Source organism: Phragmitibacter flavus (assembly GCF_005780165.1).
GTDB classification, from domain to species: domain Bacteria; phylum Verrucomicrobiota; class Verrucomicrobiia; order Verrucomicrobiales; family Verrucomicrobiaceae; genus Phragmitibacter; species Phragmitibacter flavus.
This window is the reverse complement of sequence record NZ_VAUV01000007.1, coordinates 292,610-316,585: the sequence shown is the minus strand read 5'-3', so window position 1 is coordinate 316,585 and position 23,976 is coordinate 292,610. Positions and strand designations below refer to the sequence as shown.

At 57.8% G+C, this 23,976-nt stretch carries 18 protein-coding genes; 11 read left to right on the top strand and 7 right to left on the bottom strand.

Translation table 11 applies throughout. From position 1 onward, the window contains the following. Window positions 1-36: 36 nt before the first annotated feature. The 5 genes from FEM03_RS11200 to FEM03_RS11180 are packed head-to-tail and all read right to left on the bottom strand — an operon-like array spanning window position 37 to window position 7,128. Complete coding sequence (locus tag FEM03_RS11200) at window positions 37-1,845, bottom strand: VanW family protein (protein ID WP_138086340.1); 1,809 nt, start codon at window positions 1,843-1,845, stop codon at window positions 37-39. 57 nt (window positions 1,846-1,902) lie between these two features. Then, window positions 1,903-2,766, bottom strand: coding sequence for a shikimate dehydrogenase (gene aroE, locus FEM03_RS11195; protein WP_138086339.1), 864 nt, complete (start codon window positions 2,764-2,766; stop codon window positions 1,903-1,905). A gap of 9 nt (window positions 2,767-2,775) precedes the next feature. Next, window positions 2,776-4,845 (bottom strand): ABC transporter ATP-binding protein, encoded by a 2,070-nt coding sequence (locus FEM03_RS11190; protein ID WP_138086338.1) that lies wholly within the window; start codon window positions 4,843-4,845, stop codon window positions 2,776-2,778. A gap of 46 nt (window positions 4,846-4,891) precedes the next feature. Continuing rightward, a complete protein-coding gene (locus tag FEM03_RS11185; protein WP_138086337.1) occupies window positions 4,892-5,893 on the bottom strand; it encodes a glycosyltransferase family 9 protein in 1,002 nt (333 codons plus the stop codon). 23 nt (window positions 5,894-5,916) lie between these two features. Further along, a complete protein-coding gene (locus FEM03_RS11180) occupies window positions 5,917-7,128 on the bottom strand; it encodes a glycosyltransferase family 4 protein (protein ID WP_138086336.1) in 1,212 nt (403 codons plus the stop codon). A gap of 144 nt (window positions 7,129-7,272) precedes the next feature. Here FEM03_RS11180 and FEM03_RS11175 point away from each other — a divergent pair, with 144 nt between their 5' ends. From FEM03_RS11175 to FEM03_RS11160, 4 genes are all read left to right on the top strand, one after another. Then, on the top strand, window positions 7,273-8,274 hold the full coding sequence (locus FEM03_RS11175; protein ID WP_138086335.1) for an alpha/beta hydrolase: 1,002 nt from the start codon (window positions 7,273-7,275) through the stop codon (window positions 8,272-8,274). A 131-nt stretch (window positions 8,275-8,405) separates the two neighbouring features. Continuing rightward, the gene (locus FEM03_RS11170; RefSeq protein WP_240772746.1) at window positions 8,406-9,953 is read left to right on the top strand and encodes an MFS transporter; all 1,548 of its coding nucleotides are present in this window, start codon (window positions 8,406-8,408) and stop codon (window positions 9,951-9,953) included. A 334-nt stretch (window positions 9,954-10,287) separates the two neighbouring features. Beyond that, a complete protein-coding gene (locus tag FEM03_RS11165) occupies window positions 10,288-11,073 on the top strand; it encodes a D-Ala-D-Ala carboxypeptidase family metallohydrolase (RefSeq protein WP_138086334.1) in 786 nt (261 codons plus the stop codon). A gap of 56 nt (window positions 11,074-11,129) precedes the next feature. Then, window positions 11,130-11,690, top strand: a complete 561-nt coding sequence (locus FEM03_RS11160) for a hypothetical protein (protein WP_138086333.1) — start codon at window positions 11,130-11,132, stop codon at window positions 11,688-11,690. A gap of 5 nt (window positions 11,691-11,695) precedes the next feature. On the opposite strand, the gene FEM03_RS11155 is transcribed toward FEM03_RS11160, so the two are convergent. Then, window positions 11,696-12,088 (bottom strand): KH domain-containing protein, encoded by a 393-nt coding sequence (locus FEM03_RS11155; RefSeq protein WP_138086332.1) that lies wholly within the window; start codon window positions 12,086-12,088, stop codon window positions 11,696-11,698. 115 nt (window positions 12,089-12,203) lie between these two features. After that, on the bottom strand, window positions 12,204-12,458 hold the full coding sequence (gene rpsP, locus FEM03_RS11150; RefSeq protein WP_138086331.1) for a 30S ribosomal protein S16: 255 nt from the start codon (window positions 12,456-12,458) through the stop codon (window positions 12,204-12,206). A 190-nt stretch (window positions 12,459-12,648) separates the two neighbouring features. Here rpsP and FEM03_RS11145 point away from each other — a divergent pair, with 190 nt between their 5' ends. The 7 genes from FEM03_RS11145 (at window position 12,649) to FEM03_RS11115 (ending at window position 23,974) form a co-directional block, all read left to right on the top strand. Further along, the gene (locus FEM03_RS11145; RefSeq protein WP_166442789.1) at window positions 12,649-14,046 is read left to right on the top strand and encodes an ATP-dependent Clp protease proteolytic subunit; all 1,398 of its coding nucleotides are present in this window, start codon (window positions 12,649-12,651) and stop codon (window positions 14,044-14,046) included. A gap of 108 nt (window positions 14,047-14,154) precedes the next feature. After that, the gene (locus tag FEM03_RS11140; protein ID WP_138086329.1) at window positions 14,155-14,691 is read left to right on the top strand and encodes an NUDIX domain-containing protein; all 537 of its coding nucleotides are present in this window, start codon (window positions 14,155-14,157) and stop codon (window positions 14,689-14,691) included. Between the two features lie 416 nt (window positions 14,692-15,107). Further along, complete coding sequence (locus FEM03_RS11135) at window positions 15,108-18,146, top strand: TrlF family AAA-like ATPase (protein WP_338089872.1); 3,039 nt, start codon at window positions 15,108-15,110, stop codon at window positions 18,144-18,146. Window positions 18,147-18,149: 3 nt separating this feature from the next. Continuing rightward, the gene (locus FEM03_RS11130; protein ID WP_138086327.1) at window positions 18,150-19,415 is read left to right on the top strand and encodes an ATP-binding protein; all 1,266 of its coding nucleotides are present in this window, start codon (window positions 18,150-18,152) and stop codon (window positions 19,413-19,415) included. Between the two features lie 286 nt (window positions 19,416-19,701). After that, window positions 19,702-20,271: a sigma-70 family RNA polymerase sigma factor gene (locus FEM03_RS11125; protein WP_138086326.1), complete on the top strand. Its 570-nt coding sequence runs from the start codon at window positions 19,702-19,704 to the stop codon at window positions 20,269-20,271. Continuing rightward, the gene (locus FEM03_RS11120; protein ID WP_138086325.1) at window positions 20,268-21,269 is read left to right on the top strand and encodes a hypothetical protein; all 1,002 of its coding nucleotides are present in this window, start codon (window positions 20,268-20,270) and stop codon (window positions 21,267-21,269) included. The genes FEM03_RS11125 and FEM03_RS11120 overlap by 4 nt, the downstream gene beginning before the upstream one ends. Continuing rightward, a complete protein-coding gene (locus FEM03_RS11115) occupies window positions 21,266-23,974 on the top strand; it encodes a DUF1592 domain-containing protein (RefSeq protein ID WP_240772745.1) in 2,709 nt (902 codons plus the stop codon). The genes FEM03_RS11120 and FEM03_RS11115 overlap by 4 nt, the downstream gene beginning before the upstream one ends. Window positions 23,975-23,976 lie beyond the last annotated feature (2 nt).

Below are 23,976 nucleotides of genomic sequence, written 5' to 3'. Positions count from 1 at the left end.
CTCTGCTGCGCTTATGGATCTGCAACTTGTTTATCATCAAGCACATCCCCCTTTCATTCCGACACTTCCCAGGGCTTCAATCAAAGCCCCGGCGGCCCCCTCCTCAATCACGATCACCCCTGGCAATCCTTCCAGCCCGCTCGCTTTCGTCGTGATCACTGGCCGACCATTCGCCAACGCCAACAACAATCGCCTTGGCTGACTCTCCGCCCAAACCGGCATCACCACTGGACCCGCGAAATTCAACCAATCAGCTCCCGAGTTGACCACCTCCACCCCTCGCCAAAATTCGGCTGACTCCAAAACCGGTCCACTCAACACCACCGTCCATCCCAATGTCCGGGCCGTTTCCCGGACCTCGTAGGCCCCCTTTCGCCCCAGCGTGCTGGCCGGAAAAACCATCTGCTTCGAGAACGTCTTTTTCGCTTCAGACGCCTTGCCTTGCGGCATCGTCCAATCCAACAGCACCGCTCGCGATCCCGCCATCTCCGCCAACTGCCGGTTGGGGGTGATCCAACGATTCGCCCGCTTTAATGCCTCTTCCTCCGCCATGACTAAATCTCCATCCAATCGAAAATCTCCCAACGTGCTGCTTTCCGGATGTCTGGCATACGCCCGATCCAAACTCTCCTGCAACGCCCCCAGCGGAGCCCTCTGCATCAGCACATCAAACGTCCGCCCACCCAGAGCGCCGGATAGCCACAAATAAGGCAGTAAACTCTGTGTCACCACCACATGCAGCGCATCAAACGGCAAATGCTTCTCATACAGCGAAGCCAGTTCACAGGAAGACTTCAACAACGACCTCTGCCGCTCCGCCCCTTGTCCCGCAAGTCGCCTTGACCTCCAGGAACGCCCCACGACGAACGCCGGAAAATCCGACACCCTTTCCCATCCCTTCACCGACCAAGGATAACGCTTTCCGCCCACCATCCCCGGCTTCATCGGCATCAACAACCGGTCACGATCCCCACGTTCCTGGCCTATCCATGCATCGAACTCTGGCCACCATTCATCCACCAAAAACGCCGTGCGAGCCTGCGTCTTCAACCCCGCCATCTCCGCATGGCGAAAACACGATACCATCCCGCAACTCTCGCAAGACTCCGCAGTATGATCGTCGTCATCGGCCTTCACCCTCGTCATCCCGCCTTTGCCCGCCGCCCCCATTCCGCGCTCACAATAAATCTTCACCACCAACTGACCATTCTCCAACCTCACTTCCATCTGCCAGTCAAACGGTGCCCTCAATCTCAAATCCACATAGTTCCAAAACACCGTCGCATCGCGTCCCGGCACCATTCCCGACCTCGCCACCCGGCGCGTATGCGCATGCCGTTCGACAATCTCCAAACCCGCATCAAGGGCACCCTGATAAATCGCTCCCGACATCTGGCAAAGCCCGCCACCCACCGCCGGAATCACGCAACCCTCGCGCACTTCCCTCCCATAAACATAGCCGCGACTCTTTACCGGACGACCCACCTGCGCCCAAAAACTCCACACCTGCCCCGCCTTCACCTTGACTCCATTCAAGCCTTTCGCCGCCAACCTTAAATTGTGCACCTTCCCCGCCTGCAACGTAAACTCCGAAACCTCCGAAGACGAAAACAATGGCGAAACATGCGTCGCCACGGGTTCCCACTCGCCGATGCCCACTCCGGTTCTCAAACGACGAACATCCCCCCTCACCCAGTTCCTCAACCACCGCTGAAACTTAAAACAGCGCGAACGAAATCCAAACCAGCATGCCTCCCACCGGCTCGGCTGCCTCTCCGAAGATGCCACCTCCATCACACGATCCCGTGCAGATGATGCAGCGACTCCTGATGTTGGTGAGGCCATATGGATGATGCCTCTTCATGTTACACCGTCTGCCGCAGTGACATGAAAACAATTGACTCAAAGTCCAAAAATCTCAGTCAGCACCGCCTTCATCACCGCCAGATCCGGCTTTACGCCCGTCCAATAGTCCATGTTCGCCGCGCCCTGGTTCACCAGCATCCCCAATCCGTCCAGCGTGACGCAACCACGCGACCTCGCCTCCCGCAAAAACCTTGTATGCGGCGGATTCGGAATCACATCCGCCACCACCAACCCTTCACGAAACGAGTTGAGATCCACATCCGGCATCGCTTCGCCATCCGGTGCCAAGCCAATCGAGGTGGCGTTCACCAGCACCCCAACCCCACCCGGCACCACGAACGACTCCGACCACCCGCAAAAATTTACTTTCATCGCAGTGTTCTGCCGCAAATGCTCTGCCAGCTTTGCCCCCCGCGCCTCCGAACGATTGACCAAGGTTAACTCACTAACCCCGGCCAGCGCCAACTCCACCGCAATGGCCCTCGCTGCGCCCCCTGCTCCCAGCAACGCCACATGCAAGCCCGCCGGATCAATCACCCCCTTCAAACTGCTCAAAAATCCCTTCCCATCGGTATTCTCTCCAATCCATCGACCATCCGCCTGTTTCACCACACAGTTCACCGCTCCAATCAAACTCGCCGATTCACCCAGTCCATCCAGATATTGAATCACTTCCACCTTGTGCGGCAGGCTGCAGTTGAACCCGACATAACCCTGAGCCTTCGCCCCCCGGACTGCATCTGCCAATCCCTCCGCCTCCGGCCCCACCTCCATATTGATGTAACGAAAGTCCAAGCCATGATGACGATACGCCGCCTCCATCATCACCACCGTCGGATTGTCCCCCGCCGGGTGCGAAAAGCTTCCCGTCAGTTTAGGAAGAAAGCTGCGTCCGCTCATAAATGAAGTTTACCCTTCACCCGCCTCCGATTCATAGGGCTCATCAAGGTCCTGCGGTTTAATATCCTTCATCGGCTTGTCTGGATCGGCGTGCCCGCTGTCAAACTGCAACTGATAGAGACGCTGATACAATTCACACCTCGGTAGCAACTCCGCATGCGTGCCCATGTCGACCACCTTGCCCTCATGCATCACCACAATTTGGTCCGCCTCCAGCACGGTCGAAAACCGGTGCGCAATCGCCACCACCGTCCGTCCTTCGCGCAGGGTGTGGATCGCATCCTTGATGATCCGCTCCACTTCGGTATCCAAAGCTGAAGTCGCTTCATCCAACAGCAAAATCGGAGCGTCCCGCAATATCGCCCGGGCAATCGACAACCGCTGTTTCTGACCACCGGAAAGGTTGTTCCCCCCATCGCCGACCAGCGCCTCATACCCATCCTTGTTCTGCATGATGAAGTCATGCGCATGAGCCTTCTTCGCCGCCGCCACAATCTCCGCATCCGTCGCGTTCAACCGGCCATAACGGATGTTCTCTTTCACCGTGTCGTGAAACAAAAACACGTCCTGGTTCACCACGCCGATGTTCGACCGCAACGACTCCTGGGTCACCGTCCGCACATCATGACCATCCACCAAAACCCTTCCAGCAGTCGGATCGTAATAACGCAACAACAAGGCAAACAAGGTGCTCTTCCCTGCCCCGCTGGGTCCGACCAATGCATAAAACTTCCCAGGCTCGAGCGTCAGATCAATCCCATTCACTGCCGCCTTTTTCGCGGGTTTCCCCTTGGCATCCGTGTAAGTGAACGAAACGTCTTCATAAGTCACTGCCCCCTTGGCAGGTGGCAATTTCTTCGCATCCGGCTCATCCTTCACATCCGGCTCCTGCTCGAGATAACCAAACACCGCACTCGATGCCACAATGCATTTCTGCATCAGGATCTGCACCCGTCCCAACTCTTTCGCATGAGGATAAATCTGCGTCAGCGCAATCACCACCAGGAAGAAATCTTCCGCCCGCATGCCGCGATGCCATGCATAAACCAGTCCCGCCGCCACGCCCAACGACGCCACCGTTTCCACCACCGGTCCAATGATCTCCAGCGCCTTCTGCCAGCGCATGATGTTCTCCGCCATCGACTTGTTCGATTTGTTGAAACGCTTGGTCTCATACTCCTCACGCGCATTCGCCTTCACCACCCTGATGCCTGCAAAACTCTCATGCATGTTCACCATCATTGCCCCCGCCTCCGCTTCTTCCTTGGAACCCGCGCGACGCACCCGCCGACTCACATAGGCAATCGGCCCAAGGCACAAGGGAAACACGATCAATGAACTCACCGTGAAAAACCAGTCCCAAAACATCAGGTAGGCAAAGATGGTGATGATCGCCACCGGTTTCTGGATCAGCACCGACGTCAATTGCACCGCATTCGTCTGCGCCACCCGCGTCTGGTTGAACACGGTTTGAATCAAATCCCCAATCTTCGTCCGATTGTAGAAACCCAACGATTGCCGCAGCAAATTTCGGAAGATGTCGTTGCGCAAATTATACAACATCTTGTTCCCCACCCACAGCATGGAATAGTTCGCCAGATAAGTCAGAAACCCGCGCATGAACAGCATCAGCGGAATCAACGAACAAACCGCGATCACCAGCCCAAATCCCGCCTTCTCCGGCGCATAACCCAGCACCCACTCCACCGGGTTGATCTTGCCCAGCACCGGAATCTCCACCTCTCCAAACTCTGCTTTCACCGGCTTCTCAAATGCCATGTGCGTGAGTTCCACGTCCGACGACAAATCGCTCGGCGCGGTCGCCGTTTGAGCCACCGGACCATGCGACAGCACCACGGAAAAGATGATCTTGAATCCCACCAGCATCACCGCGTTGAACAGGCCGCTCAAGATGCCCAGCGCCACCCCGATCATGAACCGGCCACGATACGGCTTCATGTAACGAAACAATTTGCCGTAGGTCCATTTCGTAAGCGCCCAGAGCTCGCTCGAGCTGAGATCGGTGACTTGTTTGCGACTGATTTTTTTGCCCGGAGGAGGCTGCGTGATTTTTGGCATGGAAACAAAAGATGGCCGCGCGGGGTCGCGGCACGTGCGAAGAAAGTTAGAGCAGCGAAGTCATAGCATCAACAACTGCTGCCGTCGAGATTTGGTTCATGTCCGCCGGTGTTGCCTTCGGGGCGAACTCCGCCACCGGAAGCCCCGAAGACCCCTGCAAAACCATCGAGCGCGCATGCCGCGCCCGCCAATGAAACGGATTCGTGGGACCAAACAACGCCACCTGCGGTTTTTCCGCCAAGGCTGCCAGATGCATCGCCATGCTGTCCACCCCCACCATCAGTTCGGCCCCCTCAATCACCACCGTCATCTCCGCCAGCGAAAGTTTTCCGCAAAGATCCACCATCGGAACCCCCGCCATCTCCTTGATCGCCTTCAGCGGAGCCTCTTCCAGGCCCGTGCCAGTCCCTGTCAACACCACCTGCAAGCCCAACCGTTCATGCACCACCCGCGCCACCTCCGCCCAACGCTCGTTCAACCAAAACTTCTCCATCCGCGCGGTGCCTGGATGCAAAATGACATACTTCCCCGTCACGCCCTCGCTTTTAAGCTTCCTCTGAACCCCATCCCGAATCCCAGCTCCCACAACAAACATCGCCGGAGGCCCGGTTCCCTCCCACGAACCCAATGCCTCGCCAATCAGTTCGAGATGGAAATCCACCGTATGAAGATCCCTCACCGAAGCACCGCAAAGCCGGTGGTAGGCCAGCCGTCGCATGCCAAAACCCGCAAATTTTTGATACCCCACCCGCAAATCCGCCCGCGAAAGCCACGTCAACAACGCCGCGCGATCCGTTCCGCTAAAATCGAGACAGACATCCCACTCCCCCGCCACCATGGAAGCCCACGCGCGCCAGTTCACGCCACCCGACTCAAATCCAATCACCCGATTCACCATCGGCAACGCCTCGGCAAGCTCCACCAAACCCGACGGCACCAGCAACACCAACTCCGCCTCTGGCCGCATCTTTCGCAATCTTCCCAACGCAGGCACCGTCAACACAAAGTCCCCGATGCGTTTGAGCTGTATGACAAGAATGCGTTCCACAAAAAGATCTCCGTTTCCTTCCATCACACAACCCTGACCTGCCGTTTCGCCTTCGCATATCCTTGCAACAGGCGCGCCCGATAGTGATCCCAAGTAAACCGCTCCTCCACCATCTTGCGGGCCATCCGTCCCATCTCCGCCATCTCGTCCCGATGCGAAGCCGCATGCACCAGCGCCGCAGCCAAACCTTCCACATCGTTGGGTTGGATCACCAAACCCGTCTCACCATCCACTACCGCATCCCCGGACTCGCGAGTCGCAATCAACGGCAACCCACAAGCCGCCGCCTCCAAAGTCGCCTTGGCAAACCCCTCGCACTCACTTGGAAAAGCAAATGCCACACAGGCTCGCAATTCGTCCTGCACCCGGTTCGTCACCCCCGCCAGTCGCACATCGTCCGTCCCAAATTTTTCCAAATACGGCTTCATCTCCTCATGCAAATTCCCTACCAACACCAGCTCCGCATTCTTCAATCCCGCCTTTTTCCACGCCTCCAGCAGCACATGCACCCCCTTGCGTTTGATCAAGGCTCCCACAAATCCCACACGAAATTTCTCAGGCGGGCCACCCGGTCGATACCGCTCCACATCCACCCCCCGCCCCACGTAATGCAGCTTCTTCTCATCCACCCCTGCGGTCAAAAATGTCTCCGCCGACTTCACCGACGGCATCAACAGCACATCCGCCAAATCATACTCCGCCAGATTCTGCTGCCGGGTCACGGTCAACTTCTTGCGCCAGTCCCGCCAGCCCCGATCCGCCACGCGGGCCCGACGCTCCTTCAACGTCTCCGTCGACTTCACCGCCCCCTTGTTCCGATGCCACGTCGGCACATCCATCACCGATGGCACCCCAAGCAGCCGCGCCTCCACCAACGTCTCAAAACACTCTCCGCTCCACCCGTGAAAAAAATCAAAACCGCCCATCTGCAATCTTCGCGACGCCATCCAGTCCAGATACCTCTTCTTCACCGCATAATAATCCTGACTGTCCAAAAACGAAAACAACCGCGCCGGATGATATTGCAGCGACCGAATCCTGCTCCGCGCAATCTCCATCTGCTGCACCGAATAACAAACCGCCTCTCCAAGAAACCCTCCGCGCCACGAAGCCAGCGCCCCCTCAAGTGAAGTGGTGTTCAAACCACTCCCTCCGAGACCCGCGCTCGTTGCATACAACAAGGCACCAGGCAAGTCGGTATCCGCAGGGATTGAATGGTCGGAAGCAGCGTTCAATGGCAATTGAAAAACGGCCCCTACCACAACCCCATCTTGACCATCATGCAACTGCTGATTTGGCCGGGCCTCGTCCTCAGCCCATGCCTACGTTTGCAGTTGCGCCGATCAAAATTTAAGCCATAAGCAGCGCCACCCTTTTCCATGAACCCCAAACTCCGTCGCATGGCGCTCTATCTTGGCCTGGGCCTGTCCGCGATCCTCCTCCTTGCCTCCACCGTCATCTGGTGGGCCGCCGGTGAAATCGTTCATCCACCGCGCCGACCACTGCAAGACTACCATCACGCCATCCTCAACTCCCCCCAGACGCACGGACTCGTCATCAAACCCTTCGAAGTCGCCGGCTCCAGCCCCGGCGACTTCGCCACTCCCGTTCTGCTCTGCGAACCCGATCCACAAGCCCAGCCGGGCCCAAGAGGACAGCTGCTCCGTCAGCAACTCACCGACCTCGGTCAGCAACTCAAACCCTTCGGTGAAATCACCGCCACCCTCGTCCTTCTCCACGGCCGCAAAGGTCGCAAGGAAGACAACCTCCCCGTCGCCGAACGCTTGTGTGCCGCCGGATTTCGCTGCCTGCTCATCGACCTCCCCGCGCATGGCGAAAACCTCAACCCCATCGCCAGCTACGGACTGCACGAATGGAAGCTCCCCGACCTCATCGAAACCACCGCCGCCGCCCACTTCCAATACCCATCCGGGCCACGCGCCCTCTGGGGCATCTCCCAAGGCGGAGCCGTCGCCATTCAAGCCGCCGCCAAAACTCCTTGGGATGCCCTCATCGTCATCGCTTCCTTTGCCCAGTTCGAAGACATCTGCCGCGGCCAGTCGGACCGCCTCTTCGGACCCGCCTCCACCCTCATGTTCACCCTCCTCAAACCCGTCGTCGAGTTTCGAGGCGGATACCAGCTCGGCGACATCACCCCCATCAATTCCGCCCGCCAGCTCACCCTGCCCGCGATGATCGGACACGGCACCGCCGACACCCTCATCCCCATCGAAATCGGCCAGCAACTCTTCGACGCCGTTCCGTCTGCCCACAAAGAATGGCGACGCATCGAAACCGGCACCCACGACCGCGTCCTCGTCACCCCCATGCCGCTCTATGCCGACATGGCCAATTTCTATCTATCCCATTTGCAGCGATAATATTGTGATCTTTTCCCTCCAAATCCGCTCTTTTTCTCACAATGGAGAAAGAGAATCCGGCCGCCAGCGTGTTGTCTCACGCCTCAATCCAAAATCGCCAAATTAATTCCAGCACAACGAACCCAACATCCATGGCATCCCAACTTTCTCCCAAAGCCGCCCCCCCCACCGACACTGGTCGCATCATGGCCCTCATCGCCGCCTTCCTCGGCTGGATGTTCGATGGTTTTGAAATGGGACTCTTCCCCGTCATCGGAAAACCCGCCCTCGAAGCCCTCCTTGCCGGGTCCGTCCCGCCCGAGCAACTTGCCCTCGATCTTGACCGCTGGTTCTCGGTCATCATCGCCACCTTCCTCGTCGGTGCCGCCACGGGCGGCGTCTTCTTCGGCTGGCTTGGCGACCGCATCGGCCGCGTCAAAGCCATGTCTCTCAGCATTTTCACCTATGCCATCTTCACCGGGCTCTGCGGTTTTGCCACCGAAGCCTGGCACATCGCCATCCTGCGCTTCATCGCCTCCCTCGGCATGGGCGGTGAATGGGCACTCGGTGTGGCCCTCGTCAATGAACTCTGGAAAGGCAACCGCGCCCTCGTCGCCGGGGTCATCGGTGCCGCCGCCAACGTCGGCTTCCTCCTTGTCGCCCTGCTGAGCCTCGGCATGAACAATTTTATTGATACCATGGAAGGCTGGATCTTTGCCGTCGGCGGCTCGCAAGCCCTCGCCGACTGGCTGCTCGACAACCAGGCCTGGCGTTTCCTCATGCTCAGCGGCGCCCTGCCCGCCCTGGTCATTTTCCTCATCCGCCTCTTCGTTCCCGAATCCGACAAATGGGAGGAGGAAAAAGCCACCGGCAACACCTCGCACTGGAACACCAAGGACCTCAACGGCGTTCTCCTTGGTGCCATTGCCGCCATGGTCATCATCTTCTCCTGGTCACCCATGGGCATCGAACGCGGCATCACCACCCCGATCGCCTTTGTCATCACCATCGTCGCCTTCTTCCTGGTCATCTGGGGCTACCTCCTTCCCGTGCGCGGCTACCTGCGTCGAGCCGGAATTGCCGGGAGCATGAGCGACTCCAGCAGCGCCAGCATCCGCAAAAACCTTCTGATGGGATCTGTCCTCGCTGGCATCGCCATGCTTGGCACCTGGGGTGCCACCCAACAGTCCGCCAAATGGTCCACCACACTCGTTCCCGGCGAATGGACCAACGTCATGCAATACACGCAAATCGCCACCTCCTGCGGCGCCATCCTGTTTGCCTTGATCGCCCCTTTCCTCGCCGACCTCTTCAACCGGCGCATTACCTACCTGATCCTCTGCATCAGCGCCCTCGCAGCCTCCACCGTGTTCTTCCAAACCAACACCACGGTGAACACCTGGTTCTTCGTCACTGCCTTCCTGATGGGCGGCATCACCGCCAGCTTCTACGGCTTCTTCCCCTTGTATCTGCCTGAACTTTTCCCCACTAGCGTTCGCGCCACCGGACAGGGATTCTGCTTCAACGTCGCCCGCATCATCGCCGCCATCGGAGGCCTGCAAATTGCCAACCTGGTCGCCGCCTTCCAACCCGCCGCCAACGCCTCTGGCAACGCCTACACCACCTTGTGTCTTATTTACATCGTCGGCATGATCCTCGTCTGGTTCGCCCCTGAAACCAAAGGCCGTAAACTGGTGTAAGTAAGCCGGACCGCCCTCCCACCCGCACGCAACCCCCAAGCTTCCGCGCCAGGCGATGCCATGTCGCGGTTGAGATGCATGCCATTTGGCGACGCACCAGCACTACCCTCCCATTTTTTAATCACCCCGTCAAAATCCCCTTCAACAAGACCACGCAAAAATCGAACCTTGTCGCCTCAACAGTGTCTACCCCTGTTCGTTTGCGATTGGAAATCCGGGCATCCAACGCAGAAACCATTGACGTCCTGCTCCATTCCTGCGAAAATCCCGACACTAAACCCAAGGCGATAATCAATCATCCGCCATCCACCCGGCATCCCGCACCCACTGCCTCATGGACCAACCTTCTTCTGTCCCCACACCGCCCGAACCTGAAGAACAGGCCGGTGAAATTTTTGGCCCCACCAACTGGCAACCCTACGAACGTCGACGTTTCCTCTCCACCTGCGTCACCATGATCATCAGCGGCCTCTCCGGCTACGCCGCCCATCCTTACCTCGTAGGCAACCGTCGCCAGGAATTTGCCGCCTTCCTCGAAGAAAAATGGCAGGACCTCAACAATCCCCGCCAACGCAAAAACCGCCCCCTGCACGCCACCAACGACCTCAACGAGGACCGCCGCTTTACCAACACTCCCTCGCGCTTTCGACCCATCACCCTTGACCAAGACGGGCTCGCCTATCAGAGCTTCCTCTACAGCCTCAATCTTTGTCATATCAAGCCCATCGAACTGCTCCGACCCCACTTCAAAACCCTCGGCAACGTCAACAATCACCTTCCGCCTCGCGAACTCTGGAAAAACATCGCCCCCACCCTGCGCGTCGCTGACGCCCTCCGTGAAAAACTCAACGCTCCGTTGATCTCCATCAACAGCGCCTTCCGCAGCACCGCCTACAACTCCGCCTGCCCCGGAGCCGCCCCCCAGTCCTACCACACCCGCAACATGGCGCTCGACCTCGTCTACGCCTGTTCCCCAGAAAAAGTCTTCGCAGCCGCCCAAGCCCTCCGGTCCCAAGGCCTTTTCAAAGGCGGCATCGGTGTCTACAGCAGCTTCACTCACATCGACACCCGCGGCCGCAACGCCGAATGGGGTTCGACACCAAAGATCGCAAAGGCGTAACGGTGTCGTTCTACTCCGTGGATTGCTACTAGTTCGTTCCCAGAATTCATCAGGCCATGGCATTCCAACAACGACTCTCCACACTGGTTGCATTTTGCCTAATGGCTTGCATCCCTGCCAGTGCACAAAAACCTAATCCATTAATTGGCGAACTTTTCAAAGCCAACTGGCAGAGTGTAAGATTCGGATTTTTCTGGTGTTACGGCGATGCTGCCGGATTCGGCCCATACATTATTCTTCAACGTCTGGAAAATAAAGTCATCATTTCTTCCATTCCCTACAGCAGGTCCAGAACCGATTTACTGCCCACCGCTGTAGCCATCATTAGCGATGCTGAGGCTACGGAAATGCTCCTCAAAGTCCGAATAGCTTACGCTGACGCTGTTGCAGAATTGAGTGAACAAGAACGACGTGAACAACTTTCAGCTGAAGAAAATGAGCACCTTCAGAAACTGCTTCCAATGGGATTCTCGTATACAAACATCAACGTTGCTGTCCTTATAGACAACAAGACTCACCGTTATTCCGACGGGTTCTCTAGCAACTCCGAGCCCTTCAACAACTATCTCAGATTTGTCCGTTCCATATCAGATAAGAGCAATGAATCTGGGGAATAATTTCTCTATTCGTGTGAATTCGTGTCCATTTGCTTCGCTTCGCTCTGCCCTTCGGTGCTGCCTTCGGCAGGCTGTCTCGCTTCGCTCGGCTGTGGTTGTCCCTCTCCACCACCCTCTCCCATATGCTCCGCCTCATCTTCATCACTCACCCCATCCACACGCAACACCACGCGCACCCCATGCTTGTGCGCGGCCACGTTCACCAATGAACGGATCGCGCTGATGGTAAATCCATTCCTCCCCACCACCCGGCGCACATCATCCGGTGCCAGCTGAATCCGAAACGACACCGCCCCACTCTGCGTCGTGCCCACCGCAATCGACGCCTGTTTCGGGTGCTCGATCAAATTCGCCACCACATACATCAAAAATTCCCGCAAAGCTTCCGGCGCATTCATATCATTCGATCCTTCGCATCACCCGCCATAAAAAGCAAACAACCGCAGTGCCGATGCCGACACTACGGTGTTAAAAACTAAAAACGAAAAGCTAACCCGCTCGAGTTCGCCTTGCTCAGGCAACAGCGGCTGCGGCTTTGCGAGCTTTTTTGATCAAGCTGCCCACGGTTTCCGTCGGCTGTGCACCTTTTTGAATCCAGGAATCCGCCTTCTCAAGGTCGATCTTCAAAGAATCCTTTTCGGTCAATGGGTCATAGGTGCCCAAGATTTCAATAAAACGACCGTCGCGGCGGAACCGCTGGTCGGCGGCAACAATACGGTAGAAAGGGCGATTTTTCGTGCCTTCGCGGCGGAGTCTGATAACAACCATGATCGATAAGTTTCTGGATTAAGCGGCAGACAAACTCCCTCTCCTTCCCAATAAATCAAGAAGATATTCACAAAATCCGTAAATTTTACGTCCACGCGCAATCGCAGTGACGAATCCTTTGCAGAGCCCCCCTTGCGTGTGCATAGTGCGGCCCATGCTGAAACCTAGTCGTCTCTTCGTTCACATGATCATGGCAGTAGCGATCCCATTCGCTGCATTCGCCGAAACACCGACATCCCCTCCACCGTCGGAATCCAGTGCCACTCCTGCTGAGGGCAGCATCATTGGTCAAAATCAGGATCTGGGACAGGGTCAGATCGCGGCGTTGACCACCATCTCTCCGGCAGCCGCGCCGACCGTCACCACCACTTCGCCATCGGTCACCATCGAAACCAAGGTCACCCCCGATTCCTCCAACAGCGACGATCCCGCCGTTGAAAAACTGGGAACCGAAACCGCCCGGCTCGCCGCCGAAAAAGATAAAATCCTCGCCGAGCTCGCCCTTGCCCAGGCCCGTCTTGATGCCGAACTCGCCCCCGGCAAACAAAAAGCCGAACGTCTCGCCGCCCAGCTCGCCGAACTCAAGGCCGCCCAGGACCTCGAAGATTTCCAACGCAAAGTGCTGGCCGAACAGACTCTCGGCGAATTTCGCGTCCAACTTGAGAAGGCCACCCTCATCTCCACCTTGGCCAAAGCCGAGGTCGAGACTGAGATCGCCGAAATCAAACGGATGGAGAACGTCATCAAAAAAGACACCACCCGCCTTGCCGCCTCCATGGAGCTTGAAGAGAAGCAGGCCGACCCCCGCAACTACGCCAACAACCAGCCCATCTACCTCGAAAACCCCCTCAAGGATGGCAACCTTGTCCTCTCCGACCGCCGCATTCCCCTCAATGGTCTGATTGGCATGCGCACCGCCAACGACATCGTCGACCGCATCAACTACTTCAATAACCGCGACCGCAACCTGCCCATCTTCATCGTCATCGACGACTCCCCCGGCGGCTCCGTCATGGCCGGCTACAAGATATTGAAAGCCATGCAAGGCTCCGAGGCCCCCGTCTACACCGTCGTCAAATCTTTCGCCGCCAGCATGGCCGCCTGCATCACCACCCTCGCCGAAAAATCCTTCGCCTATCCCAACGCCGTCATCCTCCACCATCAAATCGCCTCCTTCAGCGGCGGCAACCTCACCCAGCAGCAGGAATGGGTGCGTGAAATGGAGGAATGGTGGAAACGTCTCGCCGGACCCGTCGCCGACAAAATGGGCATCACCCGTGAGGAGTTCATCAAACGCATGTATGCCAAATCCTCCAGCGGCGACTGGAACGAATTCGCCGACGAAGCCCAAAAACTCAAGTGGGTCGATGTCGTCGTCGAAGAGATCGAAGAAACCGGCACCCTCCGCCTCCCTGAAGATTCCGGCACCGAGCCCTCCATGCGCCGCCTGGCCACCAGCACCGCCTCTGCCGACCCCCACGCCGAGACCACCGACGCCAAAGGCCGCCCCAGCATGCTTCTCCCCCGCCTCAATCCCTTCGACTGCTACTGGCTCTACAACCCTGACGGCTACTACAAACTCCCTTAATCTTCAAGGGCATCCCCTCTCAGTTGCACTCTCCCCAATTAGCCTTTAGCCCTTATCCTTTATCCTTTCCATTCTTAGCCTTTAGCCCTTATCCTTTAGCCTTTCGATATGCTCTCCCCCTGGATCACCCACAGCACCCGCGAAACCTATCACAATCCGTGGATTCGTGTCCGTGAAGACCAGGTCACCGATCCCGGTGGCAATCCCGGCATCTACGGCGTGGTCGAATTCAAAAACCGCGCCGTCGGTGTCGTTCCCATTGACGACGAAGGTTACACCTACCTCGTTGGCCAATATCGTTATTGTCATCAAAGCTACGAATGGGAGATCCCCGAAGGTGGCAGTCCTGAAGGCGAAGAACTCATCGACACCGCCCGTCGCGAACTCATCGAAGAAACCGGCATCCACGCCGACCAGTTTGAATTGATCCTCTCCGACCTCCAGCTTTCCAATTCCACCACCAACGAAGTCGCCTATCTCTTCACCGCCCGCGGGCTCCATTTTAAGAAGGCCATCCCCGAAAGCACCGAGCAAATCGAAGTCAAACGCGTCCTTTTGGAAGACGCCATCGAGATGGCCCGCAACGGCACCATCCGCGACGGCATGTCCGTCATCGCCCTCCTATGGCTCGGCAGCCAGCCCTAAAATCCTTGCTCTAATCCAAGAGTTCCAATCCCCGGGACCACAAATGTCCCCGTTGGCAGCATTCAAACATCCGATCAAAGTAACGCTAAAAACATGCCTGAAACCCCAACAAACCCATTGTCCCTGCATGTGATCAAGCTCCATAGTCATCAGTTCTTCCACCGAATTCACATGAGCAAAACCGCACTTGCCAAACACCGCGTTGAATGAATTCGCCTAGTCCCAACAGGAGGGCGAACTCCCAGTCGGAAGCAGATCCGAGCCGCCGATGCCCAGCGCGATGAAAAGCGCGTTCATTTATATAAAGCCCAAGACGCCCTCAATCAAAATCACGAGGATTTGATCGGAAAGATGGGAGGCAAACTTCAACAATTGGTTTTTTGCGAGATCCTGTCTACTGTCTATCGGAAGATACTATGAGCACGATCACCCCTAGCACCCAGCCGCCTGCCCCTAGCACCCAGCCTGCATACCCTGGCCGCTACGTCTACCCCGGTGCCAAATGGTGGAAAATGGATTTCCATACTCACACTCCAGAGTCCGATGACTATGCAGGTAGAGAACAAGATGCAGCAGTTCGGGCTTCACTCAAACAGCAGACGCCGGAAGATTGGCTTAATTATCATATGGCCGCTGGACTGGATGCGGTGGTTGTCACGGATCACAACACTACAGGATTCATCGCCCGTCTTCAGACAGCTTACTCTACTATGGATCCCAACGACGTTTCGTTCCGGCCTTTGGTCATCTTTCCGGGATTTGAACTCTCCGTAAATGGCGGCCTTCACCTGCTGGCCGTTTTTGATCCGGCAAAGGATCTGGAAGATGTAAGTGGTGTGATTACCGCTTGTGGCTACCCACCAGGAGCACGAGGACGCACCGACTCTGGCGTATGTTCCAAATCAATGGCTGACTGTGTGCGGATCATCAAAGAGCACGGCGGGCTTACCATCGCTGCGCATATCGACGAACCGTGCGGCCTGCTTTGGATGGACGTTCCGATGGATGGCCGACGGTATCGAAATTTCCGCAATCAGCAGGGCTTGTCTCATTCTGATGCCCTCCAACAATTGGCCACAGCAGGCGAGGTGGCGGCAAATTTGCTGAACTTTTCACCTACAGTGGGACAAACTTTGAATCTGGTGCTTGAAGCGGGTTTGAATGCTCTTGAGGTTCGAGACTGGTCGAGACTCCCCGAATCGGATATTCAGCGCCACCCGGTCCTTGCGCGCCTCGCCCGGGTTACCGGTTCAGACAGCCACATGCCCAGAGACATCGGGCGCAACGGATTCTCCATGGTTCACATGACCCAGCCGAACTTAGAGGGTCTGCGCATGGCCTTCGCGGACGGCTCCGCGATACGTTCAAGGGGTGGAGATGCCGTCACTGGGAGTTGGTCGATTCGTCCCATCTCCAGTAGCGACACCACTGATTGGAATGTCTGGCCAGACCATGCAGTAGAAAAGATCACCATCGCTCAAATCAAAACAGCTGGCCGAGTGACCCCGCTTGAGATGCCCCTACACCCCCGGCTGAATGTCCTGGTTGGAGGACGAGGCTCGGGAAAAAGCACCTTTGTTCACGCTCTACGCCTCGCCACGCAACGTGGACGGGAGTTACCAGACTACGATCGAGATACGCCGGTGCGGGAATCCCCGGCAGGGGACTTTTGGCGCTGGGCTCAGATTCCTGCATCGCGCGGCCAGGATGGGGTCATTCTCAGAGAGGCCAGCGTTATCAAAGTTCTCTACCGCTCCCCAGCCCAGGCGGCGGAACTGCACTGGCAGGCTTCCTTCCTGGGTCAGGGTGCCAGATCTTCCCCTCCTGCCGTTCGTGTAGGCGAATTGGGATCACTGCCGGCCAACGAGGGAGGAGCCTACACACCATCCCGATTTCCGCTCAGTATCTATAGCCAGAAACAAGTCCTAGAAATGAGCCGTCGTCCGGCTGGATTGATGGAAATCATCGACCGAGAGCAAAACGTCGCCGCTCTTGAAGAGCAATTGAAGCAAGCCATTGCTTCCTATTCCGCTACGAGGGCAAAAATCCGCGAACTCAATGCGACTTTGGCCAACGAAGCTCAGGATTCCGCCTCCCTGAAGGACATCCTGGCCGAGCTGGAAAAGGTTCAATCCGATGCCGTCAAAGACTACCAACGACGCCAAGCGCAAGCACGCGCGTTGTTTCCCAATCTCAAGCCTGATTCTCCATCTCTTGCCCTTGCTCAGGAACTCAACGAACAGGCAGACCGCCTTGGCCTTCCAGATCTCCCAGCGACGCTGATTCAAGCCGCAGACACTGTCTCAGTCGAGGCTCACGCCCTGTATCAAGAAGCACAAAGGGAGTTGGATACCGTCGCCACCCAGATCCGCGCCCAAGCCGACGCCATTCAAACTGTCCTTACCACATTGGATCAAAACCTACGCAGCAGTGCTTGGTTCCAGGCATGCAAGGATTCCAAGACCGCCTACGATGCTTTGCTGGGAACCCAGACAACGACCTTTGATCCGGCTAGATTGACGAAACTGAATCAGGACCGCGCACAATTGGAGACACGGCTGGCACGGCACAAGGGGACGAAGGAGGAAATCACGCGCCTCCAAACGTCTGCCACCGAACAATTGGCAGCCGTGCATGCCGCCAGGAAAGCCATCAGCACCGCCCGTGAGTCATTTGTCGCCACGCACAATGCCAATGGCACCCTACTTAGGCTGATACTAGCACCTATGGGCGCGGAAGCCTCCCAGGTGGAACGCACTCTGCGGGAAGCCATGGGCGTAGACGGTGATAAGTTCAGCACATCAATCGAAGTCTCGGAGGAAGCTAGGACAGATTCGTTGCTCCGAGTTTTTCAAGGCGCTGGTGCAGGCGAAGCAGGTGCTGCTGCTGTTCGTCAGCGCATTCTTGAATTGATCGATTCTTCAGAGAATGAACAAGGCTTTGCTGCTCTCCAAAATAACCTTAGAAGCCAGCTCAACACCAATCCATCACGCAGAGAAGCCATTGAAACATGGCTTCCCGAGGACCATTTGAAGCTTGAATATCGCACTGCTGAGTCAACCGCCTGGAAGTCCATCTCCCAAGGTTCAATCGGCCAGCAGACTGCAGCGGTTCTCTCCTTCCTGCTTTCCTTCGGCAATGAGCCTCTGGTCCTTGATCAGCCAGAGGACGACCTTGATACCCGGATGATCATGTCCCTCATCGTGGAGCAGGTTCGCACCATGAAAGAGCACCGCCAGATCATCATCGTCACTCACAACCCAAACATCGTTGTCCATGGAGACGCGGATCTGGTTCACGCTATGGTGGACAACGGGGGCCAGGTGAAACGGGATGAAGCTGCTTCAGGCGGTCTCCAAGCAAAAGCCACCCGCCAATTTATCTGTGATGTCATGGAGGGTGGCACCATTGCCTTCCGCAAACGTTTTGACCGAATGGGTAGAGAGGAATCATGACCTATGTTTGATACAAACGACGAACTCCTGCGCCAGATTCAGCTCGGAGAAGACAGTCTGCTTGAGTGTAAGCAGATTCTCTTTCGCGGCGGGAAAGTAGATGGCCCAAGGCCAGAAAAAATAGCGGACGAGATTGCTGCCATGAGCAATGCCGCCGGAGGAATCATTGTGCTCGGAGTCGAGGACAAGACTCGCGACATTGTTGGCATCGAGTCAGCCAAGCTGGAACTCACTGAAACTTGGCTGCGTGAAATCATGGAAACCCGGCTGGAGCCACCCCTCCAGGCCTACACCCTGCGCCGCATTGAGCTTCCGGATGGCACCGGAGCGTTGCAGCCCGTTTTCCGGCTGGACTTGCCGCGCAGTTTATTTGTTCATCGCTCGCCCGGCGGTTACAAAATACGGGCTGGTAGTTCTGTGCGCGAGATGGCACCCGAATACCTCGCACGCCTGTTCCAACAGCGCAGCCAGTCGCGTCTCCTGCGCTTTGATGAGCAAGTGGTGCCAAATGCACCGATGGATGCGCTGTCGGCTGACTTGTGGAAGAAGTTCGCCACGGTGCGCACAACGGGCACAGATTACGACACGCTATCCAAACTCAAGTTGGCGGACCGTGACTCAGAAAGTGCGTGGCACCCGACAGTATCCGGCTTGTTGATGGCCTGTCACAGACCACATGATTTCCTGCCCTCAGCATTCATTCAAGCTGTCGCTTATCGCGGCAACGAAGTCGCACCATCGGACCACCATGCCTACCAGTTAGATGCCAAAGACATTCACGGCCCTTTGAATGAGCAAATCGCGGAGGCCTGCCGTTTTGTGGCACGGAATATGAAGGTCGCTGCGAGCAAAACCCTTGGGCGGCATGATCTCCCACAATACGACCTCACCGCTGTATTCGAAGCCATCACGAACGCCGTCTCCCATAGAGACTATGCCATTTATGGCCAAAAGGTGCGCCTCCGTATGTTCGAAGATCGACTGGAACTGCATTCCCCGGGGGCCATCCCTAACACCATGACGCTCGAAAGTCTGGAGTTCCGTCAAGCGTCCCGAAACGAGAATCTCACCAGCCTGCTGGCCAAATGTCCGGTCCCCGAATTGGAAGGACTCAATTCAGACCGCACCACCATCATGGACAGACGTGGCGAAGGCGTCCCGCTCATCTTTCAGCTTTCCGAGCGTCTCTCCAGCAAGCGCCCCCTTTATCGTTTGCTGGATGGCGATGAACTCCAACTCATCATCTATGCTGCTAGCTTGGGAGACTAACTCATACTGCCTGACGCTCGCAAAAAACCTCCCACTCACTTGAATTGACAGGCAGCACAATCCAGCGCTTGAGCCGCGTAACTTTCCGGAGGGTTTAGACAAAATTGTGTCGTGCGGCGCACCGAGTCTCGGACCGGGACTGACTTGTTCGCCAAACTCCGCCGCCGACTTCACCATTCCTGCAGTGATTTCTTTGCACAGTTCTCACCACTCTCAACCACATCACTAGCCACCCCACCCCAAAAAATCCCGGTAAGACTGGGTTCGCCGCCTACATACCCCCTCAGTGACCAATCATCCGCAGCCACACCCGCACGAACCCTCTTCCCCGCTCCCGCCTGACCGGCAGGAAGAATTCGTCGTGCTGCTTAACGGAGCCCATGCACTGCTGCTGCGCTACATCATGTCCCTGCTCGGCAACCGTCACGATGCTGAGGACGTCCTCCAACGCACCAGCCTCCTCATGTGGCGTCGATTTGCCACCTTCGAACCGGGCACCGACTTCATCGCTTGGGCCACCACCGTTGCCTTCTACGAAACCCGCAACTTCCAACGCAGCACCGGGCGCTCCCACCTCGAATTCGAGGACGAACTCCTGCAAACCCTTGCCACCGAACGCGAATCCCACCTGCTCCAGTGGCATCCACGCATGGAAGCCCTCGAAGCCTGTATCGAAAAACTTGATCCTCAGCATCGCGATCTTGTCGATGCCATCTACCTGGAAGGCATTGAAGCCGCCACCCTCGCCCAACAACAGGGACGCGCCATCCAAACCATCTACAACAAACTCAACTTCATTCGTCGCGCCCTCGCCGAATGCGTGCAACGCCGCATGACCAACACCCTTCCCATATGAACTCCAACCCCGTTCCCACTCCCGACGAATGGCACCGGCTGTTCAACGCCGCCCTCAATCAAACCCTTACCCCCATCGACAAAGAATCCCTGTCCACCCTCCTCAAATCCAACGCCGACGCTCGCCAGCTTTGGTTCCTCTACAACGACAACGAATGCAGCCTCGCCGAAATTCGCCATGTCATTCCGGCACCCCTCCTCAAAACCTCTGCCCGCACCCGCACATCGTCCCTTTCACTTAACCCCCTCATGTCCGCCGTCGCAGGACTCGTCATCGGACTGTTCTGCGCCACCGTCGTCTGGGGTTACGTCGGCAACTACTCTCCAAAACCCATCGCCCTCCTCGAAGAAACCTTCGAAACCTCCGCCGCGCCGCTCGTCACCGGCATGCCCCTTCAACCTGGACAATGGAGCGGCGACTTCTCAGAAATCGTCGGCCCCACCAGCAACGTCCAGCCGGCCCAAGGCAAGCACATGCTGCGCTTCCTGCGCGCTGATTACCAAGGTAAACCTATTCGCGACGGCTGGGTCGCCGACCTCTTCCACATCATCGACCTCACCAACCCCGACCTCGGCATCCATCGCGGCGACGTCTCCCTCCTCATCAGCGCCCAGTTCTCTGCCCTGCCTCAGGCCGACCTCCAACGCCTCAGTTGCGGCGTCACCGTTTACGCCATCGACGCCCTCCCTCCTCCCGGCGAACGCGACGACGCCTTCCTAAGCCGCGCCGCGCTTTCCGAAAATCCCGAAACCTCAGAGTCCGCCCTACGCATCCTCGCCACCTCGGCGCGAACCGAAACCACAGACGCCTCCCCCAACCATTGGCAAAACGTCGCCTCCGAACTCCGCCTTCCTGCCAGCACCCGCTACCTCATGATCCACCTGCGCGCCCACCTTCACGGCTCCCACCGACCCGAAATCCCCAAACCCGTCGAGTTCAAAGGCCTCTTCCTCGACAACATCCGCACCACCCTCACCCAACGTCCCGCCCTTCCGTGATCCGCGCCCTCCAAAAAATTCAACACGCCTTGCTCGCCCTGTGCCTCACCACCACAGCCGCTGCTGAATCCCCACGCGCCGTTTTGCCTGACAAACACCGCGCGCTTATTAAAGAAAACTGCATCACCTGCCACAACGCCGACACCCGCAAAGGCCAGTTCCGCATCGACGATCTCCCCCTCACCATCACCGACGTCCAAACCGCCGAAAAATGGCAGATGGTCCTGAATGCCATGAACTCAGGCGACATGCCCCCTGACGACGAACCCCAACCCGCCAGCGACGCCAAAACCGATTTCCTCGACGACCTCTCCAGCGCCATGGTGGCCGCCCGTCGCAGCCTCGGCGATCAAAACGGCGTCATCACCCTGCGTCGACTCAACCGCCGCGAATATCGCAACACTCTGCGCGAACTTCTCGGCGTCCAAATCAACGTCAGCGAACTCCCTGCCGACATCGCCGCAGGTGGATTCGACACCGCCGGCATCAACCTCTTCATGTCCGGAAACCAGTTCGAACAATACCAATCCCTCGGACGCGAAGCCCTCACCGAAGCCTTCACGTGGCACCTCAACGCCAGCGAACAACGCAGCCTCCGCCACGAAGCCGAAACGTTCACGCCCGTCATCGAAAAATTCGTCGCCCACCAGATCGACGGTAAAGCCCGCGCTCAACGTTGGGTTGAAGCCGTCGAAAAAGCCATCGCCCTCCCCGAAAACGCCACCATCGTCGCCCAACTCCGCACCCAAATCAAAAACCCCAACGACATCGCCCAGCTCCGCCGCGAATGGGAAAAAATCCCCGGTGCCCCATCCCCACGCTCCTTTGGCTTCGACAAAAAAGGCGAAAACGACGCCGACCTCGCCAACGACTCCCTCCGCGCTGGCTGGCTCGAATACCACCAGCACTACCTCCAGCAACCCCACGTAAAAACCGGTGCCTATCTCGGACCCGAAACCCGCCACCCCGCCGAACTCAACCTCAAATCCGTCAACGTCCTCGTTCCCTTCAGTTGGCCCCCTGGCAACTACATCGTCCGCGTCAAAGCCGGCGTCACCAAAGACGCCCCCGCCGACCGCCGCTTCCTCGACTTCGGCATCAACGCCCGCCAGGGCCCCGTGCTCGCCACCCGCGAAATCACCGGCACCATCGACGATCCCCAAATTGTTGAGTTCCCCCTCACCATGACCCGCGGCAACTCCGATCACGACACCCGCATGCTCTTCTTCCGCGAAAAAGGCAGTTGGGACACCAACGAATCCGGCAACCGCAAACGCAGCGAAGCCGTCAAACGCAACGGCCTCGGCCCCGACTTCGTCCTGTGGATCGACTGGATCGAAGTCGAACGCCTTCCCAACAACACCAAACCCACTCCGCCCGCCATCGCCGCCCTCAACAACATCCCCCTCAACGACAAATCTCCCGCCCCGGCCACGCCCGAGCTGCGCAGCGCCCTCGAACGCTTCACCCACGAGGCTTTCCGTGGCGTGACCCCACCCGCCAACTACATCGACCGACTCCTCACCCTCTATCAAACCCGCCGCACTGCCGGTGACAAACCCGCCACCGCCCTCAAAGAAACCCTCTCCGTTGTCCTCGCCTCGCCGATGTTCCTCTATCTTGCGGAACCCTCCTCCGAGGAAAAACCCCGTTCACTCACCGGACCCGAACTCGCCACCCGCCTCGCCTACTTCCTCTGGAGTGCCCCACCCGACACCACCCTTCGCGAACTCGGCAAAAACGGCGACCTGCAAAACCCCGCCACCCTCGCCGCCCAAACCGAACGCCTCCTCGACGACCCACGATCCGAAGACTTCATCAACGCCTTCACTCACCAATGGCTCGGCATGGACCGCTTCGACTTCTTCGAACCCAACCGCGAACTCTACCCCCGCTTCGACAACGGCACCCGTCTCGCCGCGCAACAGGAAGTCTACGCCACGCTCAGCCACTTCGTCCGTCACAACGAAAACCTCAGCCTCCTCCTCAAATCCGACTACGCCATCATCAACCGCGTCCTCGCCAACTACTACGGCCTCCCCGGCGTCAAAGGCCACGGTTTTGAAAAGGTTGCCCTGCCTCCCAACTCCCCACGCGGCGGACTCCTCGGCATGGCCGCCATCGCCTACATGGGCGGCAACGGCGAACACACCAGCCCCGTCGAACGCGGCGCCTGGGTCCTTCGCAAACTCCTCCACGATCCTCCACCACCCGCCCCACCCAACATCCCCGCCCTCACCCGCCTCACCGGCCAGGTCCTCACCACCAAGGAACGCCTCCTCGCCCACCAGGAAGACCCCCAATGCGCCAGCTGCCACCGCCGCATCGACCCCATCGGTTACGGACTCGAAAACTTCGACGCCGTCGGCCAATGGCGCACCCAGGACAGCTACACTGCCTCCCTTCCCAACGGCAAACCCGATCCCAAATCCACCAAAACCTGGACCATCGAAGCCGCCGCCACCCTCCACAAAGGCCCCGCCTTCAACAATTACCACGAACTCCGCAACATCATCGCCTCCCGCTCCGACGACTTCGCCCGCGGCTTCAGCGAAGCCCTCCTCAGCTACGCCCTCGGACGCCCCACTGGCTTCCGCGACGAACCCCTCATCGAACAAATCGTCAGCCACACCCAATCGAAAAAATTCGCCACCCGCGAGTTCATCCACGCCGTCGTCAGCAGCAAAGCCTTCAACACCAAGTAACC

What these genes read in the sequence shown, in the direction of transcription:
- FEM03_RS11200 (WP_138086340.1), bottom strand. Translation starts at nt 1,845, where the DNA reads ATGGCCTCACCAACATCAGGAGTCGCTGCATCATCTGCACGGGATCGT.
- aroE (WP_138086339.1), bottom strand. Translation starts at nt 2,766, where the DNA reads ATGAGCGGACGCAGCTTTCTTCCTAAACTGACGGGAAGCTTTTCGCAC.
- FEM03_RS11190 (WP_138086338.1), bottom strand. Translation starts at nt 4,845, where the DNA reads ATGCCAAAAATCACGCAGCCTCCTCCGGGCAAAAAAATCAGTCGCAAA.
- FEM03_RS11175 (WP_138086335.1), top strand. Translation starts at nt 7,273, where the DNA reads ATGAACCCCAAACTCCGTCGCATGGCGCTCTATCTTGGCCTGGGCCTG.
- FEM03_RS11170 (WP_240772746.1), top strand. Translation starts at nt 8,406, where the DNA reads ATGGCATCCCAACTTTCTCCCAAAGCCGCCCCCCCCACCGACACTGGT.
- FEM03_RS11165 (WP_138086334.1), top strand. Translation starts at nt 10,288, where the DNA reads ATGGACCAACCTTCTTCTGTCCCCACACCGCCCGAACCTGAAGAACAG.
- FEM03_RS11160 (WP_138086333.1), top strand. Translation starts at nt 11,130, where the DNA reads ATGGCATTCCAACAACGACTCTCCACACTGGTTGCATTTTGCCTAATG.
- FEM03_RS11155 (WP_138086332.1), bottom strand. Translation starts at nt 12,088, where the DNA reads ATGAATGCGCCGGAAGCTTTGCGGGAATTTTTGATGTATGTGGTGGCG.
- rpsP (WP_138086331.1), bottom strand. Translation starts at nt 12,458, where the DNA reads ATGGTTGTTATCAGACTCCGCCGCGAAGGCACGAAAAATCGCCCTTTC.
- FEM03_RS11145 (WP_166442789.1), top strand. Translation starts at nt 12,649, where the DNA reads ATGGCAGTAGCGATCCCATTCGCTGCATTCGCCGAAACACCGACATCC.
- FEM03_RS11140 (WP_138086329.1), top strand. Translation starts at nt 14,155, where the DNA reads ATGCTCTCCCCCTGGATCACCCACAGCACCCGCGAAACCTATCACAAT.
- FEM03_RS11135 (WP_338089872.1), top strand. Translation starts at nt 15,108, where the DNA reads ATGAGCACGATCACCCCTAGCACCCAGCCGCCTGCCCCTAGCACCCAG.
- FEM03_RS11130 (WP_138086327.1), top strand. Translation starts at nt 18,150, where the DNA reads ATGTTTGATACAAACGACGAACTCCTGCGCCAGATTCAGCTCGGAGAA.
- FEM03_RS11120 (WP_138086325.1), top strand. Translation starts at nt 20,268, where the DNA reads ATGAACTCCAACCCCGTTCCCACTCCCGACGAATGGCACCGGCTGTTC.